The following is a 17,724-nucleotide window of genomic DNA, read 5'->3' as shown; positions in this document are numbered from 1 at the left end:
GCCGTCACAGGTTCCACGGCTTGTCGTCGGGGGCGATGCGCCACAGACGGTCGGAGCTCGGGTACGCCCTTTCGAGGTGGAGCGTGTCCCAGGAGCCGTCGTTGTACCGGTCGAGGGCCAGGGCCAGCTTGTCGTCGGTCTTGGGCGTCCACATCCACCAGCCGGTGTTGTTCCCGCCGCTCCGCTCCGGGTGCCCGACCCACTTCTGCAGGTCCGAGCCGTCGCACTTCTTGATGACGACCCTGGTGCCCCGGTCCGACGCGGCCGACGCGGGCTGCAGGCACTTGTCCGCCGCGACGTTGCGGAACACCCGCGTCGACGTCTTCGTACCGCTGTCCCACCCCGGCCCCTCCGCCCGCCACGCCTCCGAGCGGTACTTCCAGCCGGGAGAACGCAGCGAGATCGCGTTCGCCCCCTCGGCGGCACTGTCACTGAGCGTGGCCAGACGGCTGCCGTCCATCTTGTTGATCACGTCACGGGCGGCAGGTTCGGCGGAAGCGGTCGTACCCCCGGCCACACCCGCCGTGACGAGGACGGCGGCAGTGGCGGCGAGCAGATGGCCGCGGCGTCGAGACATGTCAGGGATCCCCTCTGCGAAGCGTCCCGCGAAGAACGCGGTGAACACGGAGAATCTTGTAGGGAACTCGCATAAGGGGACAATGGGTTGGATATCGGTTCACTCCAAGGAGTTGCCACATCCCGGCGCCCCCCAGTGACTCCCGGTGTCCGCGAGGCCGCACCGAGTGATGATCGTGAGCGCACGGAGGCCCGGCAAGGCGTATTCGGCCAACCGGCCAGGAAATGACTGGTACTTACCGCGCATTCACCCTCGCGCGGGAACAGCGCGGGAGAAACCCATGGAAAAAGCCCCCCTGACTCTGCTCACTCGCAGATCAGAGGGGCTTCTTCTCCTGTGGCGGCGCCAGGATTCGAACCTGGGAAGGCTGAGCCGGCAGATTTACAGTCTGCTCCCTTTGGCCGCTCGGGCACACCGCCTGGGATTTGCCGCCCGGACACCTTCTTGGCGCGGTGCTCCGTGGCAACGGTGTAAACCATACCCGATGCCAGGGGGTGGTTCGCCACCCGGTTGATCAGGAGGTCCGTGCCCCCGAGGCTCGGCCGGTGCCGCACGGCGGGTGGCTAGGCTTGCGGCACGGTCCGACGCGCGGACCGTGCCCTGACGGATCTACGCATGAGGAGCCAACTCACCATGGCCGACTCCAGTTTCGACATCGTCTCGAAGGTCGAGCGGCAGGAGGTCGACAACGCCCTCAACCAGGCCGCCAAGGAGATCTCGCAGCGCTACGACTTCAAGGGCGTGGACGCCTCGATCGCCTGGTCGGGCGAGAAGATCGAGATGCGGGCCAACTCGGAGGAGCGGGTGAAGGCCGTGCTCGACATCTTCCAGACCAAGCTGGTCAAGCGGGGGATCTCGCTCAAGGCCCTGGACACCGGGGAGCCGCAGGCGTCCGGCAAGGAGTACCGGATCGGCGCCACGCTCCAGGAGGGCCTCTCGCAGGACAACGCGAAGAAGGTCGCCAAGGTCATCCGCGACGAGGGCCCCAAGGGCGTCAAGGCGCAGGTGCAGGGCGACGAGCTGCGGGTCACCTCCAAGAGCCGGGACCACCTCCAGGACGTCATCAACCTGCTGAAGGGCAAGGACTTCGACTTCGCGCTCCAGTTCGTGAACTACCGGTAGGCGCGAGGGGCCCGTACGCACACGGGCCCGTACGGACGCTCGTACGAGGGCGCGGTCACTTCTGGGATTCCTGGGGAGTGGCCGCGTCCTCCGCCGTTTCCGGCAGCCGTACGTGGCGCAGGCCGCGGACGCTGAGGACCGCGGCGGCGAGGGTGACGGCGAAGGCGGCGAGTGCCGCGCCGCGCATGCCGTGGGTGAACGCCTCGCGGGCGGCGGACAGTACGGCCTCGCCCGTACGGCCGGGGAGGTGATCCGCCGTGGCGACCGCGCCGCCGAGGGTCTCGTGCGCCGCCTCGCGCACTCCGGCGGGGAGGCCGGAGGGGAGGGAGCCGTCGACGTCGTGGCGGTAGAGGGCCGTTCCGACGCTGCCGAGCAGGGCCATGCCGAGGGCGCCGCCGAACTCCTGTCCCGCTTCCAGCAGCCCGGAGGCCGTGCCCGCCTTCTCCGGCGGAGCCGTGCCGACGACCAGGTCGGTGACGAGGGTCATGACGACGCCGACGCCCAGCGCGTAGACCGAGGCGCCGAGGAGCAGGAAGGCCAGCGGGGAGTCGGCCTGGAGGCGGGTCAGGACGAGGAAGCCGCAGGCGGCGATGGTGAAGCCCGCGCCGATGAGGTACGCGCGGTTCACGCGGCGCGCCAACTGGACGCTCATGGGGGCCGCGACGCCGACGACGAGCGCGGGCAGCACGCTCCACAGGGCGGCACGCAGAGGGCTCATCCCGAGCACCGACTGGAGGTACTGCGTGCTGAAGATGGCGAAGCCGACCATCACGAACATCGCGGCCAGATTGGTGCCGAGCGCCGCGCCGAAGCCGGGGCGGCGGAAGAGCGCGAGGTCGAGCATGGGGTGTGCGACCGTGCGCTGACGGTGCAGGAAGAGCAGCGCGAAGGCCACGCCGACGGCGAGGGCGAGCACGTACGCGAGGTCGTAGCCCTCGGCGGCGAACTCCTTGATCCCGTAGACCGCCGGGAGTATCGCCGCGAGGGAGAGCAGGGCGCTGGGCCAGTCGAAGCGGCCCGCCGCGGGGCTCTTGAACTCCGGGATCAGCAGGGGCCCGAGCACCAGCAGCAGCGCCATCACGGGCAGGTTCACGAGGAAGACCGAGCCCCACCAGAAGTGCTCCAGCAGGATGCCGCTGAGCACCGGGCCGACGGCCACACCGCCCGTCATCACGGCCGACCAGACGGCGATGGCGGTCGCGCGCTGCCGGGGGTCGTGGAAGAGGTTCCGGATCAGCGCCAGCGTGGACGGCATCAGGGTGGCACCGCCGAGGCCGAGCAGGGCGCGCGCGGCGATGAGCATCTCCGGACTGGTGGCGTACGCGGCTGCCGCCGAGGCGAGCCCGAAGGCGACGGCGCCGGTGAGCAACAGCCTGCGGCGGCCGATCCGGTCACCCAGCGCACCCATGGTGAGCAGCAGGCCGCCGAGGACGAAGGCGTAGATGTCGAAGATCCAGAGCTGCTCGGCGGCACTCGGCTCCAGCTCGCGGGAGATGAACGGCACCGCGAAGTAGAGGACCGACACGTCCATGGAGACCAGGAGCAGCGGCAGCAGGAGGACGGCCAGGGCGGTCCATTCCCGGCGGCCCGCGCGGACGACGGCGGGCGGTGTGAAGGGTGCGGTCATGCCCGGACTATACGAACGTCTTAAACGCTTGTCTATGACACATGTATAAGACGGTTGTCTAAGGGCTGCGGTACGGTCGTGGCATGGGACATCGCGAGGATCTGCTGGAGGGTGCGAAGCGCTGCCTCCTGGAAAAGGGCTGGCGCGCGACGGCGCGGGACATCGTGGCCGCCTCCGGCACGAACCTGGCCTCGATCGGCTACCACTACGGGTCCAAGGACACGCTCATGCGGGAGGCGCTGTTCTCCGCGATGGGCGACTGGGGCGACGAGATGCAGCGGATCACCGAGTCGGCGATCAGCAGCACGGCCTCCCCCGCCGAGCGCTTCGAGACCGCGTGGAGCGTCCTGTCGGACCTCTTCGACAAGCACCGCACCCTGTGGGCGGCGAACTTCGAGGCCGTTCAGCGGTCCGACAGCGACCCCCAGCTGCGCTCCGCCTTCGTCGCGGCGGAGCGCGAGGCCCAGGCGGGACTGGTAGCGCTTTTCCACGGGGTGCCCGACGCGGAGGTCTCCCAGGAGGACACCGCGCGCTACGGGCCGCTGTACCACCTGCTGGTGAGCGGAATGGTCGCGCAGAAGACGCTCAACCCCGACTCACAGGTCTCGGGCGAGAACCTGATCGAGGCGATGCGCCTCATCACCGACCGCAGGAAGCCTTAGAAAGCTACTGGTCGCGGGACTCGAAGCCCGCCATCTTCTCCAGGCGGGCGACGCGCTCCGTCATGGGCGGGTGGGTGGAGAACAGCTTGGAGAGGCCCTCGCCCCGGCGGAACGGGTTGGCGATCATCATGTGGCTCGCCGTCTCCAGGCGCGGCTCAGGCGGCAGCGGAAGCTGCTGGGTGCCCGCCTCCAGCTTCCGCAGCGCGGAGGCGAGGGCCAGCGGGTCGCCGGTGAGCTGCGCTCCGGAGGCGTCCGCCTCGTACTCCCGCGAGCGGGAGACGGCGAGCTGGATGAGCGAGGCGGCGACCGGGCCCAGGATCATGATCAGCAGCATGCCGAACAGTCCGGGGCCTTCGTCGTCGTCCGAGCGGCCTATGGGAATCAGCCAGGCGAAGTTGACCAGGAAGAGCACGACCGAGGCCAGGGCGCCGGCGACGGACGAGATGAGGATGTCGCGGTTGTAGACATGGCTGAGCTCGTGGCCGATCACGCCGCGCAGCTCGCGCTCGTCCAGGATCCGCAGGATGCCGTCCGTGCAGCACACCGCCGCGTTCCGCGGATTGCGGCCCGTCGCGAACGCGTTCGGCGCCTGGGTCGGCGAGATGTAGAGCCGCGGCATCGGCTGCCGGGCCGCCGTCGACAGCTCGCGCACCATCCGGTACAGCTCGGGGGCCTCGAACTCGCTGACCGGGCGGGCGCGCATGGCACGGAGCGCGAGCTTGTCGCTGTTCCAGTACGCGTACGCGTTCGTCCCCAGCGCTACGGCCAGGGCGACGACCAGACCGGTCGTCCCGAAGAAGCTCCCGATGACGAGGATGAGTGCGGACAGTCCCCCGAGGAGCAGGGCTGTCCTCAGCCCGTTGTGCCGGCGGTGCACGGTACGCCCTCCAGATGGTGCGGCGGGGGAACCCTGAGCGGGGTGGCCGATCCACCCTCCAGTGTCCAGCGGCCCCTTCCAGTGGACCTTCCCTGCCTGGTCAACGCAGCACGGGCGGGCGCAGTTCCCCCGGGTGCAGTACCGCTCGGGCAGGTGCGCGGGGCCGCGCCGCCGTCAGAAGAGGGCCGTGTCCGCGAAGCGGAGGATGAGCTGGGGCGCGCCCGAGATGGCCACGCCCAGGACGGCCGTCACCGCGATGGTCGCCGTGAGGACGCCGGAGGGCGCGACGCGCGGCACGTCCTCGCGCCCGTCCGTACGGAAGAGGACGGCGGTCCACTGGAGGTAGTAGTAGAGCGCGATCACGACGTTCACGGCCATGACGACCGCGAGCCAGCCCAGGCCCGCGTCGACCGCCGCGCCGAAGACCGTGACCTTGGCGAAGAGGCCGACCACGCCCGGCGGCAGTCCGGCCAGGCAGAGCAGGAAGAAGCCCAGGCAGAGCGCGGCCAGGGGGCGGCTGGAGACGAGGCCCCGGTAGTTGCCGATCCGGTTGGCCGCGCTCGTACGGCCGACGAGGGCGGCGACGGCGAAGGCGCCCAGGTTCACGACGCCGTACATGAGCGCGTAGGCGACGGTCGCGCCGACGGCCCTGTCCCGGTCGTCCGTCCAGGCCGCGGCGGCGATCGGGACGAGCAGATAGCCCGCCTGCCCGACGGAGGACCAGGCGAGCAGCCGTACGGCACTGTGCTCGCGGTCCGGGCGCTGCCGGAGCGCGCCCAGGTTGCCGACGGTCATGGTGAGCGCCGCCAGTACGGCCAGCGCGGGGCCCCACACGTGGTCGTACGAGGGGAAGGCGCGCAGGGTGACGAGGATCAGCCCGGAGAAACCGACGGCCTTACCGACCACCGAGAGGTACGCGGCGACCGGAAGGGGCGCGCCGACGTACGTGTCGGGCACCCAGAAGTGGAACGGGACGGCGGCCGTCTTGAAGGCGAAGCCCACCAGGGTGAGCGCGACGCCCGTGGTGGCCAGGGTGCCCAGGCGGCTGTCCGTGGCGGGCAGGCCCTCGGCGACGGCGTCCAGGTGCATGCTGCCGGTGGCCGCGTAGACGAAGCTGACGCCCATGAGCATCACGGCCGTCGCGGTGACGGACGACAGGAAGAACTTCAGGGCCGCCTCGGAGGAACGGCGCTCCCCTCTGCGCAGACCGACCAGCGCGAAGGCCGGAAGGGACGCCACTTCCAGAGCGACGACCAGAGTGGCCAGATCCCGGGACGCGGGCAGCAGCGCCGCACCGGCCGCCGAGGACAGCAGCAGGAACCAGAACTCGCCCTCGGGCAGCTTGTCGTCCTTCACGGACGTCACCGACAGCAGGGCCGCCACGAAGGCGCCGCCCAGGGCGAGGAACTGGATGACGAGGGCGAACGGATCGGCCACATAGCTGCACGCGCCGGACCCGCCGGACCCGCCGGACCCGCCCGTCAGGCAGAAGGTCGACCTGTTCTCCCCGATGAGCGGAATCAGCGACAGTCCCGCGAGGGCGAGACCGGCGAGGGAGATCCAGCCCAGCAGGGGCTTGCGCCGGTTGTCCAGGAAGAGGTCGGCGACCAGCACGACCAGGGCGACGACGGCGGCGATGACGGGCGGCGCGATGGCTACCCAGTCGACGGACTGGATGGTCTGTGCCGCACCCGCCGTCTGAACCGTCTGGAGGGTGGCTTCGGTCGCGGGCGTCATCGGGTCACTCCTGGCAGGAGGTTCTGCACCGCCGGGTCGGTGAGCCCCAGGAGCGCGGCGGGCCACAGACCGGCGAGGACGGTGAGGACGACCAGGGGCGTCCAGGCGGCGTATTCGTAGCGCCGTACGTCCGGCACGGTCGCGAGCGGCGGGAGGGGCGCGGGGCGCGCCTCCCCCGGGTCGCCCATGCAGACGCGGCGGACGACGACGAGCATGTAGGCGGCGGTCAGCAGGGTGCCGACGGCGCCGAGCGCCATGAACACCAGGTAGGCGGGACGGCTGAGCGCGTCCGCCGGGTGGAAGGCACCCAGCAGGGCGAGCAGTTCGCCCCAGAAGCCCGCGAGCCCCGGCAGCCCCAGGGAGGCGACGGCGCCGAAGGCGACCAGCCCCCCGAACCGCGGCGCCTTCCCGTAGAGGGCGGCTCCGCTCGTACCGGCCAGCGCGTCCAGGTCGGTCGTTCCCGCGCGGTCCTTGAGGGCGCCGACGAGGAAGAAGAGCAGCCCGGTGATGAGGCCGTGGGCGATGTTCGCGAACAGGGCGCCGTTGACGCCCGTATGGGTGAGGGTGGCGATGCCGAGCAGGACGAAGCCCATGTGGCCGACGGAGGAGAAGGCGATGAGGCGCTTCAGGTCGCCCTTGGCGCCGCGCCGGGCGAGGGCGAGGCAGGCGAGCGAGCCGTAGATGATGCCGACGACCGCGAAGGCCGCCAGGTACGGCGCGAAGGTCTGGGCGCCCTCCGGCACGGCGGGCAGCAGGATACGGACGAACCCGTAGGTGCCCATCTTCAGCAGGACGCCCGCCAGCAGCACCGAGCCGACCGTGGGCGCCGCCGTGTGCGCGTCGGGCAGCCAGGAGTGCAGCGGCCACATGGGCGCCTTGACGGCGAGCCCCAGGCCGATGGCGAGCGCCGCGACGAGCTGCGTGGTGTGGCTCAGCCCGGCGCCGTGCTGCTCGGCGAGCCGCACCATGTCGAACGTGGGTCCGCCCTCGGCGTTCAGGCCGACGGCGAGCAGCCCGAGGAGCATCACGACGGAGCCGAGCAGCGTGTAGAGGATGAACTTCCAGGCGGCCTGGGCCTTCCCCTCGCCGCCCCAGCGGGCGATGAGGAAGTACATCGGGATGAGCACCATCTCGAACGCCAGGAAGAACAGCATCAGGTCGAGCACGGCGAACGTCGCCAGGGTGCCGCACTCCAGCACCAGCAGCAGCGCGACGAAGGCCTGGGGGCGCGGCCCGGCGGGCATCTTGAAGTAGCTGTAGAGCGCGCACAGGAACGTCAGCAGCGCGGTCAGCACGAGCAGCGGCAGGGAGACGCCGTCCACGCCGAAATGGAGGCGGATTCCCAGCGCCGGGATCCAGCTCACGTCCGACTCGGCCTGCATGGTGCCCGGGTTGTCGTGGTCGAAGCCGAGCGCGAGCACGACGGTCGCGGCCAGCACCACGCCGGTGACGGTCACGCCGTGGCGCAGCACCGCCTGGTCGGGCCCGCTGCCGCGCAGTCCGGGCGGCGCGGGCAGCAGCGCCGCGGCGGCGCCGAGCAGCGGCAGCACGACGGCGGCCAGCAGCAGCGCCCGCATGACGGTGTCGTCCAGGGTGATCACGAGGTCACGCCCCTCCGTTCCCGGCCGCCGCGACGACGGCGACCACGGCGAGCACGAGGGAGCCCGCCAGCAGCGCGCTCAGATAGGTCTGTACGTTGCCGGTCTGCGTACGCCGCACGACCGCTCCGAGCAGCCGGGGGCCGAGCCCCGCGCCGCTGACGTAGGTGTCGACGACCTCGCGGTCGAGGAATCGTACGAGCTTCGCCGCGCCCTGGACGGGACGGACGACGAGCGCGCTGTAGACGGCGTCCAGATGGAAGCCCGCCGCCGCGTGCCGGTGCAGCGGTCCCAGGAGCAGCAGCCCCGGGTCGGCGTCGGCCTCCGGGTGCGCGGCGGACAGCGCGGTGGTGTGCCGCCAGGTCGCGTACGTGAGGATGCCGCCGACCAGGGCGACGCCGGTGGCGAGGACCGAGGTGGTGAGGGTCGGCGCGAGGGAGCCCCCGTCGAACCAGTCGGGCAGCACGGGGAAAGCGAGGCCGAAGGCCAGCGAGGGGACGGCGAGCAGCCACAGGACGGCGGTCATGACGGCCGGTTCGCGGTGGTGGGTCGGCTCGAAGGTCTCGGGGGCCTGCGGCGGTACGTCCTCGGGCACGTGTTCGGCGGCCTTCTCCGGGTCGGGCCGGAGCGGCGCGGTCGCGTTCGTACCCCGGAAGGCCAACAACCACAGCCGCACCGCGTATGCCGCGGTCAGGACGGCCGTGAGCAGGCCCGCGACCAGCACGATCCAGCCGACGCCCACGGGGACACCGTGCTCGTCGCCGAACGCGGCGTGCTCGGCGGCGCCGAGAACGGCCTCTTTGGAGAAGAAGCCCGCGAACGGCGGGATCGCGGCGAGCGCGAGGAGCGCGACGCTCATCGTCCAGTACGCGTCGGGGGCGCGCTTGGCGATGCCGCCCGTGCGGGCCATGACGGTGAGGGAGTTGGTGCCCGCCGCGTGGATGACGACCCCGGCGGCGAGGAAGAGCAGGGCCTTGAACGCGCCGTGGGACAGCAGGTGGAAGACCGCCGCGCCCCGGTCGGCGACGGCGAGGGCGCCCGCCATGTAGGCGAGCTGACTGATGGTCGAGTACGCGAGGACGCGCTTGATGTCGTCCTGCGCGAGCGCGGCGAGCGCCGAGCCGGTCATGGTGACGGCGGCGACGAGCGCGAGGATCGCGAGGGCCGCGGCCGAGGCGGTGAAGACGGGCAGCAGCCGCGCGATGAAGTAGACCCCGGCGGCGACCATCGTCGCGGCGTGGATCAGCGCCGACACCGGCGTGGGGCCCGCCATCGCGTCGGGCAGCCAGGAGTGCAGCGGGAACTGCGCGGACTTGCCCGCGACCCCGGCGAGCAGCAGCACCGCGATCAGCGTGGGGTGATCGAGGTCGAAGCCCGCGAGCGGCGAGGTGAGGCGGGTGACGATCGCGCTGATCCGGAAGGTGCCCGCGTCGGAGGCGAGCGCGAGGATGCCGATGAGGAACGGCACGTCGCCGAGCTTGGTGACGAGGAACGCCTTGAGCGAGGCGGCGCGCGCGGCGGGCGTCTCCCAGTAGTGCCCGACGAGGAAGTACGAGCAGATGCCCATGATCTCCCAGCCCACGAGCAGCACGATGAGGTCGTCGCTGTAGACGACGAGGAACATCGCGGCGGTGAAGAGGGAGACGAGCGCGGCGTACGAGGGGTAGCGGGGGTCGTCGCGGAGGTAGCCCGTGGAGTAGAGCTGCACGCAGGTGGCGACGGTGCCGACGAGCACGGCGACGAGGACGGCGAAGCCGTCGAGGTGCAGGGCGAGCTGGACGGGCAGCGCCTCGTTGCCGGTCGGGGTCAGCTCGGTCGCGGCGCGCAGCGGGGCGCCGCCGCCCTGGCGGACCGCGACGGTGATCGCGAGGGCGGTGGCGACGAGCGTGGGCAGCACCGCGAGGGGCCGGGCGAAGCCGGGCGCGCTACGGCCGAGGAGCAGCCCGGCGAGGGCGCCGAGGAAGGGCAGGACGGGGACGAGGACGGCGAGGGTCGTGGTGCTCACGCGGGCTGCCTCCCTGCGGAAGTCCCCTGGTCACGCCCGCTTTCGGGGGCGTTGTCAGTGGCGGGTGCGAGACTTTCTTCATCGTCGGACCCGCCGCTGGGATTGCCCCCTGGCGGACCCCCGTCCTCACGGAGGTCCCTGAGTCTGTCGACATCGGAGCTGCCCCGATTCCGGTAGACGAGCAGCACGATGGCGAGACCGATGCCGATCTCGGCCGCGGCGATGGCGATGGTGAAGAGCGTGAGTGCCTGGCCCGCGTGCAGGCTGTCGCGGATCCAGACGTCGAAGGCGACCAGGTTGAGGTTGACCGCGTTCAGCATCAGCTCGACCGACATCAGCACGAGGATGGCGTTCCGGCGCGCGAGGACGCCGTAGAGGCCGATGCAGAAGAGCAGCACCGCCAGGACGGCGGGATAGGCGAGATGCATCAGCGGTCGCTCCCCTTCTGCCGCCGGGAGAGGACGATCGCGCCCACGAGGGCGGCGAGGAGGAGGACGGAGAGCGCTTCGAAGGGCAGCACCCAGTGCCGGAAGAGGGCGATGCCGGTGACCTCGGTGGAGCCCGCGACCGAGTCGTCGAGGTCGATCCAGGTCGAGCGGAAGGCGTCGATGACGACCGTCAGGAGGGTCGCGGCCGCGGCCGCCGCGACGGCGAGGGCGACCCAGCGGTTGCCGGAGTCGGCGTCGGGCGAGCGGCCGATCGGCGCCCTGGTGAGCATCAGTCCGAAGAGGAGGAGGACGACGACGGAGCCCACGTAGATCAGGACCTGGACCCAGGCGATGAACTCCGCGGTGAGGAGGAGGTACTCCACGGCGATGCCGCCGAGCGCCGCCACCAGCCACAGGGCCGCGTGCACGAGCTGCTTGGTGGTGACGGTGACGAGCGCGGCGCCGAGGGTGACGAGTCCGACGAGGACGAAGACGATCTCGACGCCCGTCGGGGAGAGGAAGCCGGGGTGGGAGGCGGCGAGGCCCATCGTCGGGGTCACTCGGGCTCACCTCGCGCTTCGTCCTGCGGAGCGGCGGCGTCCTGCGGGGCGGCGGCTGACTCGGCTGCCTCGGCTGCTTGCTCCGCGGCCTTCTCGGCTGCCTTCTCCGCCGCCTTGCGGGCGGTGGCGATCTCCTTGGGCTCCTCGGCCGCGGGGTCGAGGGCGGGCGGCTCGGGGACCGTCCACATCCATTCGCGGAGCCGGTCGCGTTCGTGGGTCAGCTCGTGGATGTCCGTCTCCGCGTACTCGAACTCGGGCGACCAGAACAGCGCGTCGAAAGGGCAGACCTCGATGCAGATACCGCAGTACATGCACAGGGCGAAGTCGATGGCGAAGCGGTCGAGGACGTTGCGGCTGCGCTCGCGTCCGCCGGGCGCGGCCGGGGGCACCGTCTCCTTGTGGGAGTCGATGTAGATGCACCAGTCCGGGCACTCGCGGGCGCAGAGCATGCAGACCGTGCAGTTCTCCTCGAAGAGCCCGATCACTCCCCGGGAGCGCGGCGGCAGCGCGGGCTGCGCGTCCGGATAGTGGGTGGTGTGCGAGCGCCGCGTCATCGTGCGGAAGGTGACGGCCAGGCCCTTGGCGAGGCCGGAGCCGAAGACGGCGGACGGGCGGGACACGGCTACATCACCACCTTGACGACGCCGGTGAGGGCGATCTGGAGCAGGGCGAGGGGGACGAGCGCCGTCCAGGCCACGCGCTGGAGCTGGTCCTCGCGCAGCCTCGGGTAGCTGACGCGGAGCCAGATGACGGCGAAGGCGAGGACGGCGGTCTTCAGCAGCGTCCAGAGCCAGCCCAGCTGGTCGGCGAAGGGGCCGTGCCAGCCGCCGAGGAAGAGCACGGCGGTCAGCGCGGAGAGGACGACGATGCCCGCGTACTCGGCGAGGAGGAAGAGCGCGAAGCGCAGCCCGGTGTACTCGGTGTACGCACCGAAGATGATCTCGGAGTCGGCGACGGGGGCGTCGAAGGGGGGACGCTGCAGCTCGGCCAGTCCGGCCGTGAAGAAGACGAAGCCGCCGATGAGCTGCCAGGGCAGCCACCACCATTCCCAGGCGTCCAGGATGCCAGGGAGGGAGAGGGTGCCCGCGGCCATGGTGACGGAGGCGGCGGCGAGCAGCATCGGCAGCTCGTACGCCATGAGCTGGGCGGCGGTGCGCAGGCCGCCGAGGAGGGAGAACTTGTTGGCGGAGGCCCAGCCGCCCATCAGCGAGCCGAGCACGCCGACGCCCATGACGGCGAGGACGAAGAAGATGCCCGCGTCCAGCGCCTGCCCGACGCCGCCGTTGCCGGGCGCGGGCCAGACGGGGATCGCGACGAGGACGAGGAGGTACGGGATGAGCGCGACGGCGGGCGCGAGCTGGAAGATACGCCGGTCGGCGCCGTTCGGGACGACGTCCTCCTTCTGCGCGAACTTCACCCCGTCGGCGACGAGCTGGGCCCAGCCGTGGAAGCCGCCCGCGTACATGGGGCCGACGCGGCCCTGCATATGGGCCATGACCTTGTGCTCGGTCTGACCGACGAGGAGGGGCAGGACGAGGAAGGCGAGCAGCACGGCGACCAGGCGGAGCGTGACGTCGAGCGCGTCCATCAGCCTTCGTCCCCTCTCGCGTCGCCGGTGTCCTGGCCGGTGTCCCTGTCGCTGTCGTTGCCGGTGTCCTTGCCGCTGTCACCCTCCGGTTTCTCCTCGAACGCCGGGCGGTCGTGGTGCCAGGGGGCGTCCGTGGAGCGGGGGGCCGCGGCCTCGCCCGCCGACTCCGTCGGCTTCGTCGGCTCGGCCGGTTCGGGGGCGGGGGCGGTGGCGTCGGGGCGCTGGCTCGCCGAGCCCTCGGTCGCCGAGCGGGCGCGGCGCGGCGGGCGCTGGGTGGCGGAGCCGTCGCCCGCCGAGCGGGTGCGGCGGGCCGGGCGCTCGCCGGAGGCCGCGGCGGCGCGGCCGCGGGCCGGGCGGGACGGGGCAGGGGGGAGCTGGCCCTTGAGCGGGCCCCACTCGTTGGGGTCGGGGACGCCGGGCGGAAGCATCGTGCGGCGCTTCGGGCCGCCGTGGCCGGACTCGCCGGGCTCCTTCGCGCCCGGCCAGGTCTTGGCGACGCGCGCGGCGAGGACGAAGTCCTTGCGCAGCGGGTGCCCCTCGAAGCCCTCGGGCAGCAGCAGCGGGGCGAGGTCCGGGTGGTCGGGGAAGTCGACGCCGAACATCTCGTGGGTCTCGCGCTCGTGCCAGGAGGCACCGTCGTAGATCGCGGTGGCGGTCGGGAGCGAGGGGGCCTCGTGCGGCACGGTCGTACGGACGACCAGGCGCCGGAGCGGCTCGCCGGGGGCCGGGAGCGCGGCGACGTGGGCGCAGACGTGGAAGCCCGTGCCGGGTTCGTCGACGGCGCTGAGCCAGTCGAAGAAGGTGCAGTCCAGCGCGTCGCGCGCGACGCGGAGGGCGGAGAGCCAGGACTCGGCGGGGACGTCGACGGTCAGCAGCCCGTACGCGTCCTCGGCGGTGGCGCCCGCGCCGAACAGCGCCTCGACGCCGCCCGGCAGCCACCCGACGGTGCCTGGACCTGCGGGCTCCGGGGCGGGCTCCGGGGCTGGTTCCCCGGCGGGCTCCGGTGCGGACTCCGGAGCGGGATCCGGAGCGGGATCCGTGGGCTCGGTCACCGTTCCTCGCCCTCCTTCTCGCCGCCGCCGTGCGTACCCGGGGACGGCGGGGGTTGCACCAGGCCGCTGGTGAGCGCCGACGCGGAGGCGTTCCCCCTGCCGTTCCCGTTGGGGACGTAACGGTGGGACGTCGACTCGGCGGCGATCTTCTCCTGGAGCTTCAGCACGCCCTGGAGCAGCGCCTCCGGGCGGGGCGGGCAGCCCGGCACGTAGACGTCGACGGGGATGATCTGGTCGACGCCCTTGGTGACGGAGTACGAGTCCCAGTACGGCCCGCCGCAGTTGGAGCAGGCGCCGAAGGAGATGACGTACTTCGGCTCGGGCATCTGCTCGTAGAGGCGCTTCACGGCCGGGGCCATCTTGTCCGTGACCGTGCCGGAGACGACCATCAGGTCGGCCTGCCGGGGACCCGGGGCGAACGGGATCACGCCGAGCCGGATGAAGTCGTGCCGGGCCATCGACGCGGCGATGAACTCGATCGCGCAGCAGGCGAGCCCGAAGTTGAAGACCCACAGGCTGTAGCGGCGGCCCCAGTTGAGGACGACCTTCATGGGCTCCGGGGCCAGCCGGGCGAGCGTGCCCAGCCGGGCCGGGGGCGCCAGGTCGACGGGCCGCGAGGCGCCGGTGTTCGTTCCGCTTACGTCCATTCCAGGACGCCCTTCTTGTACGCGTACAGCAGGCCGACGGCGAGGAAGCCGAGGAAGATGAACATCTCCACCAGGGTGATCCCGCCGAACCCCGGCGCGGCGAAGACCGTCGCCCAGGGGAAGAGGAAGACGGAGTCGACGGCGAAGATGACGTACAGGAAGCTGTAGACGTAGTAGCGGACCTGGGTGTGGGCCCAGCCCTCGCCGACCGGGTCGACGCCGCACTCGTACGTCAGCATCTTCTCCCGGGTGGGCACCACGGGCCGCAGCAGCCGTCCCGCGGCGAAGGCCACGGTCACGAAGAGCACCCCGACCACCGCGACCAGCCCGACGACCGAGTAGCCGTGGAAGTAGTCCGGCACGTCCGCCCCTGTGGTGTGTGTGGTGAGTGGTGCTGTTCGAGGATCTGTACGCACGGGAGTCTAGGCCCTGCCCGCTGCCGCGAGCACCGCCGCGTCACACTCCGTTCGGCTCCGTTCACGCGCTCTTCGGCACACGCTCCCACGCGGGGTGGGGTTAACCCCACCCCACCTCACCAAGGGACCCCATAGCGTCGCCAAAGGCGGCGGGGCAGGCTGGGGCGTATGACCGCGAGTCCCCCGAGTCCCGCCCCCGCCGACGGGCTGCCGCTGCCGCCGCCCCGGGCCGCCCTCTCCGCGCAGACGTGCCGCGAGGTCGTGCACCTGCTGACCAACCCGGTGGTCGACTCGCTCGCCTTCCTCTACGTCGTGACGCTGCTGTGGTCCGGCGCCTTCCTCTCGGTCACCACCGTCGGGCTGCCGCTGCTGGCGGTGGGGCTGATCGGCGCCCGGCAGATCGGCAAGTTCGAGCGGGCGCGGGCACGGCTGCTGCTGCGGGTGCGGATCGACGAGCCGAGCCCGCTGCCCGACACGCGGCGGGGCCCCCTGCAGTGGGTGTGGACGCGGCTGAAGGACCCGGTCGGCTGGCGGCAGATCCTGTACTCGTTCGTGCGCTTCCCGTGGGGCTGGCTGACGTTCTGCGTGACGCTCCCGTCCCTGGTGGTGGCCTGGCCGGTGCTGCCGTGGGTGGCGCGGGGGCTGACGAACGTGGACCGGCTGATGGTCCGCACGCTGCTGGCGCCCTCGGACGAGCTGGAGCGGCGCGTCGCCGAGCTGGAGTCGGACCGGGGTGCGGTGGTGGACACCGCCGCGGCGGACCTGCGCCGTATCGAACGGGACCTGCACGACGGCGCACAGGCCCGCCTCGTCGCCCTCGCCATGGACCTCGGTCTCGCCAAGGAGAAACTCCTCGAAGACCCCGAGGCCGCCGCCAAAATGGTCGATGAGGCCCACGGCGAAGTGAAACTCGCCCTCCAGGAACTCCGCGACCTCGCCCGCGGCATCCACCCCGCCATCCTCACCGACCGAGGACTCGGCCCCGCACTCTCCGCCCTCGCCGCCCGCTGCACCGTCCCCGTCACCGTCACCACCGACCTCACCCACCGCCCCGCCCCCGCCATCGAGGGCATCGCCTACTTCACGACGTCCGAGCTGCTGCAGAACGTCAGCAAGCACAGCGGGGCGCGCGGCGCGGGCGTCGAGGTGTGGCGTTCGGACCAGCGGCTGCTCGTCCAGGTGCGGGACGACGGCGAGGGCGGCGCCACCGCCGAGCCGGGCTCCGGGCTCGCGGGACTGGCCGAACGCCTCGACTCCGTCGACGGACTCCTCGTCCTCGACTCGCCCACCGGCGGCCCCACCACCATCACCGCCGAACTCCCCTGGTGGGATCAGCGGGACCAGGGAGCGACAGCATGAGCGCGACAACCCTCACCTCCTGGCCCGGCGTGGTGCGCGCCGGGCGTGCGGCGCTGCGCGCCCCGTTCGAGCGCCGCGCCCTGCGCGAGCTGCTGTACGTGGTCTCCGGGCTGCCGCTCGCCGTCATCACCTTCGCCTACGCCGTCACGATGCTCTTCACCGGCGCCGGGCTGCTGATCACCTTCCTCGGGGTCCCGGTGCTCGCCGCCGGGCTCGCGGGGGCGCGCGGCCTGGGCCATCTCGAACGGATCCGGGCCCGCGCGCTGCTGGGCCTGGACGTCGCCGAGCCCGAGCCCGTACGGGCGCTCCAGCGGTCGCGCGGGCCGATGGCGTGGATGGGCGCGACGCTGCGCAGCGGGGTCTCGTGGCGGCACCTGCTCTACGCGCTGCTCCATCTGCCGTGGGCGATGCTGAGCTTCACGCTCACCGCGCTGGTCGCGTTCCACGGCTGGCTGATGCTGCTCTTCCCGGCCTGGCAGTGGCTCTTCCACAACCGGGACCGCGACGCCCTCCAGTTCCGCGAGGGGCTGCAGATCGGCGCCCGGAGCGGCCAGGGCGGGGAGGTGCTGGACACGCCGCCGGAGGTGCTGGCCGTCACCGTGATCGGGCTGCTGCTGGTGCTGCTGACGCCGTGGCTGGTACGGGGTCTGAGCCAGGTCGACCGGATGCTCGTCATCGGGCTGCTGGGCCCCTCGCGGCTGGCGACGCGGGTGTGGGAGCTGGAGTCGGACCGGGGTGCGGTGGTGGACACCGCCGCCGCGGACCTGCGCCGTATCGAACGGGACCTGCACGACGGCGCACAGGCCCGCCTCGTCGCCCTCGCCATGGGTCTCGGCCTCGCGAAGGAGAAACTCCTCGAAGACCCCGAGGCCGCCGCCAAAATGGTCGACGAGGCCCACGGCGAAGTGAAACTCGCCCTCCAGGAACTCCGCGACCTCGCCCGCGGCATCCACCCCGCCATCCTCACCGACCGCGGCCTCGGCCCCGCACTCTCCGCCCTCGCCGCCCGCTGCACCGTCCCCGTCACCGTCACGACGGATCTGGGCGAGAGGCCGGTGGCGGCCATCGAGGGCATCACCTACTTCACGGTCTCGGAGCTGCTGCAGAACGTCAGCAAGCACAGCGGCGCCACCCGTGCCGAGGTCGAGCTGTGGCGGAGCAAGGACCGCCTCATGCTCCAGGTGTCCGACAACGGGAAGGGCGGGGCCACCGCGGACTCCGGCTCCGGGCTCGCGGGGCTGGCCGAGCGGCTCGACGCCGTCGACGGACTCCTCGTCCTCGACTCCCCCGCCGGCGGACCCACCACCATCACCGCCGAACTGCCCTGGCGGGACCAGTAGCGGAACGAGCAGCGGAACGAGCAGCGGAATCAGCAGCCGTAGATCCGCCGTATGTCGCGGCGCCCGGCCCCCGGGGAGCGGCGGATCTGGGATGCTGGTGGGAAGGGGACACGCTTCAGGGGGGCCGGG

At 71.9% G+C, this 17,724-nt stretch carries 17 protein-coding genes and 1 tRNA gene; 4 read left to right on the top strand and 14 right to left on the bottom strand.

Annotated features, from left to right (window positions below; translation table 11 throughout):
* Positions 1 to 4 precede the first annotated feature (4 nt).
* Positions 5 to 577, bottom strand: coding sequence for an RICIN domain-containing protein (locus ACGF3A_RS00735; RefSeq protein ID WP_393724366.1), 573 nt, complete (start codon positions 575 to 577; stop codon positions 5 to 7).
* Positions 578 to 914: 337 nt separating this feature from the next.
* Positions 915 to 996 (bottom strand) — tRNA-Tyr (locus ACGF3A_RS00730).
* Between the two features lie 214 nt (positions 997 to 1,210).
* On the opposite strand from ACGF3A_RS00730, the gene ACGF3A_RS00725 reads away from it, so the two are divergent.
* On the top strand, positions 1,211 to 1,699 hold the full coding sequence (locus tag ACGF3A_RS00725; protein WP_393724364.1) for a YajQ family cyclic di-GMP-binding protein: 489 nt from the start codon (positions 1,211 to 1,213) through the stop codon (positions 1,697 to 1,699).
* 55 nt (positions 1,700 to 1,754) lie between these two features.
* Here the strand turns inward: ACGF3A_RS00725 and ACGF3A_RS00720 are convergent, their stop codons facing one another.
* Positions 1,755 to 3,326: an MFS transporter gene (locus ACGF3A_RS00720; protein ID WP_393724363.1), complete on the bottom strand. Its 1,572-nt coding sequence runs from the start codon at positions 3,324 to 3,326 to the stop codon at positions 1,755 to 1,757.
* 83 nt (positions 3,327 to 3,409) lie between these two features.
* Between ACGF3A_RS00720 and ACGF3A_RS00715 the strand changes: the two genes are divergently transcribed.
* Entirely contained in the window at positions 3,410 to 3,988 is a 579-nt protein-coding gene (locus tag ACGF3A_RS00715; RefSeq protein ID WP_393724361.1) for a TetR/AcrR family transcriptional regulator, read from the top strand.
* A 4-nt stretch (positions 3,989 to 3,992) separates the two neighbouring features.
* Here the strand turns inward: ACGF3A_RS00715 and htpX are convergent, their stop codons facing one another.
* The 11 genes from htpX to ACGF3A_RS00660 form a co-directional block, all read right to left on the bottom strand.
* Positions 3,993 to 4,865 carry a zinc metalloprotease HtpX gene (gene htpX / locus ACGF3A_RS00710; protein ID WP_393724359.1) on the bottom strand — a complete coding sequence of 291 codons (873 nt, stop codon included), beginning with the start codon at positions 4,863 to 4,865 and terminating at the stop codon, positions 3,993 to 3,995.
* Between the two features lie 174 nt (positions 4,866 to 5,039).
* Entirely contained in the window at positions 5,040 to 6,602 is a 1,563-nt protein-coding gene (locus ACGF3A_RS00705) for an NADH-quinone oxidoreductase subunit N (RefSeq protein ID WP_393724357.1), read from the bottom strand.
* Complete coding sequence (locus tag ACGF3A_RS00700; protein ID WP_393727072.1) at positions 6,599 to 8,179, bottom strand: NuoM family protein; 1,581 nt, start codon at positions 8,177 to 8,179, stop codon at positions 6,599 to 6,601. Before ACGF3A_RS00700 ends, ACGF3A_RS00705 begins: the two co-directional genes overlap by 4 nt.
* A 28-nt stretch (positions 8,180 to 8,207) precedes the next feature.
* Positions 8,208 to 10,205: an NADH-quinone oxidoreductase subunit L gene (locus ACGF3A_RS00695; RefSeq protein ID WP_393724355.1), complete on the bottom strand. Its 1,998-nt coding sequence runs from the start codon at positions 10,203 to 10,205 to the stop codon at positions 8,208 to 8,210.
* Positions 10,202 to 10,633 carry an NADH-quinone oxidoreductase subunit NuoK gene (gene nuoK / locus ACGF3A_RS00690; RefSeq protein WP_393724353.1) on the bottom strand — a complete coding sequence of 144 codons (432 nt, stop codon included), beginning with the start codon at positions 10,631 to 10,633 and terminating at the stop codon, positions 10,202 to 10,204. Before nuoK ends, ACGF3A_RS00695 begins: the two co-directional genes overlap by 4 nt.
* Entirely contained in the window at positions 10,633 to 11,181 is a 549-nt protein-coding gene (locus ACGF3A_RS00685; RefSeq protein ID WP_393727071.1) for an NADH-quinone oxidoreductase subunit J, read from the bottom strand. The genes nuoK and ACGF3A_RS00685 overlap by 1 nt, the downstream gene beginning before the upstream one ends.
* An 8-nt stretch (positions 11,182 to 11,189) precedes the next feature.
* Positions 11,190 to 11,747 (bottom strand): 4Fe-4S binding protein, encoded by a 558-nt coding sequence (locus ACGF3A_RS00680; RefSeq protein ID WP_393727069.1) that lies wholly within the window; start codon positions 11,745 to 11,747, stop codon positions 11,190 to 11,192.
* 68 nt (positions 11,748 to 11,815) lie between these two features.
* The gene (locus ACGF3A_RS00675) at positions 11,816 to 12,784 is read right to left on the bottom strand and encodes an NADH-quinone oxidoreductase subunit H (protein WP_393727067.1); all 969 of its coding nucleotides are present in this window, start codon (positions 12,782 to 12,784) and stop codon (positions 11,816 to 11,818) included.
* Positions 12,781 to 13,833 carry an NADH-quinone oxidoreductase subunit C gene (locus tag ACGF3A_RS00670; RefSeq protein ID WP_393724351.1) on the bottom strand — a complete coding sequence of 351 codons (1,053 nt, stop codon included), beginning with the start codon at positions 13,831 to 13,833 and terminating at the stop codon, positions 12,781 to 12,783. The genes ACGF3A_RS00675 and ACGF3A_RS00670 overlap by 4 nt, the downstream gene beginning before the upstream one ends.
* Positions 13,830 to 14,480 (bottom strand): NADH-quinone oxidoreductase subunit B, encoded by a 651-nt coding sequence (locus tag ACGF3A_RS00665; RefSeq protein ID WP_393724349.1) that lies wholly within the window; start codon positions 14,478 to 14,480, stop codon positions 13,830 to 13,832. The genes ACGF3A_RS00670 and ACGF3A_RS00665 overlap by 4 nt, the downstream gene beginning before the upstream one ends.
* Positions 14,471 to 14,842, bottom strand: coding sequence for an NADH-quinone oxidoreductase subunit A (locus tag ACGF3A_RS00660; protein WP_393724347.1), 372 nt, complete (start codon positions 14,840 to 14,842; stop codon positions 14,471 to 14,473). Before ACGF3A_RS00660 ends, ACGF3A_RS00665 begins: the two co-directional genes overlap by 10 nt.
* Before the next feature lie 222 nt (positions 14,843 to 15,064).
* Here ACGF3A_RS00660 and ACGF3A_RS00655 point away from each other — a divergent pair, with 222 nt between their 5' ends.
* A complete protein-coding gene (locus ACGF3A_RS00655) occupies positions 15,065 to 16,255 on the top strand; it encodes a sensor histidine kinase (RefSeq protein ID WP_393724345.1) in 1,191 nt (396 codons plus the stop codon).
* The gene (locus tag ACGF3A_RS00650) at positions 16,252 to 17,595 is read left to right on the top strand and encodes a sensor histidine kinase (RefSeq protein WP_393724343.1); all 1,344 of its coding nucleotides are present in this window, start codon (positions 16,252 to 16,254) and stop codon (positions 17,593 to 17,595) included. Before ACGF3A_RS00655 ends, ACGF3A_RS00650 begins: the two co-directional genes overlap by 4 nt.
* Positions 17,596 to 17,724: the final 129 nt, after the last annotated feature.

It is taken from the genome of Streptomyces sp. NPDC048172 (assembly GCF_043202595.1).
In the GTDB taxonomy this organism is placed as follows: Bacteria; Actinomycetota; Actinomycetes; order Streptomycetales; family Streptomycetaceae; genus Streptomyces.
The sequence above is the reverse complement of the archived record's forward strand: the minus strand, read 5'-3'. Positions and strand labels throughout refer to the sequence as shown.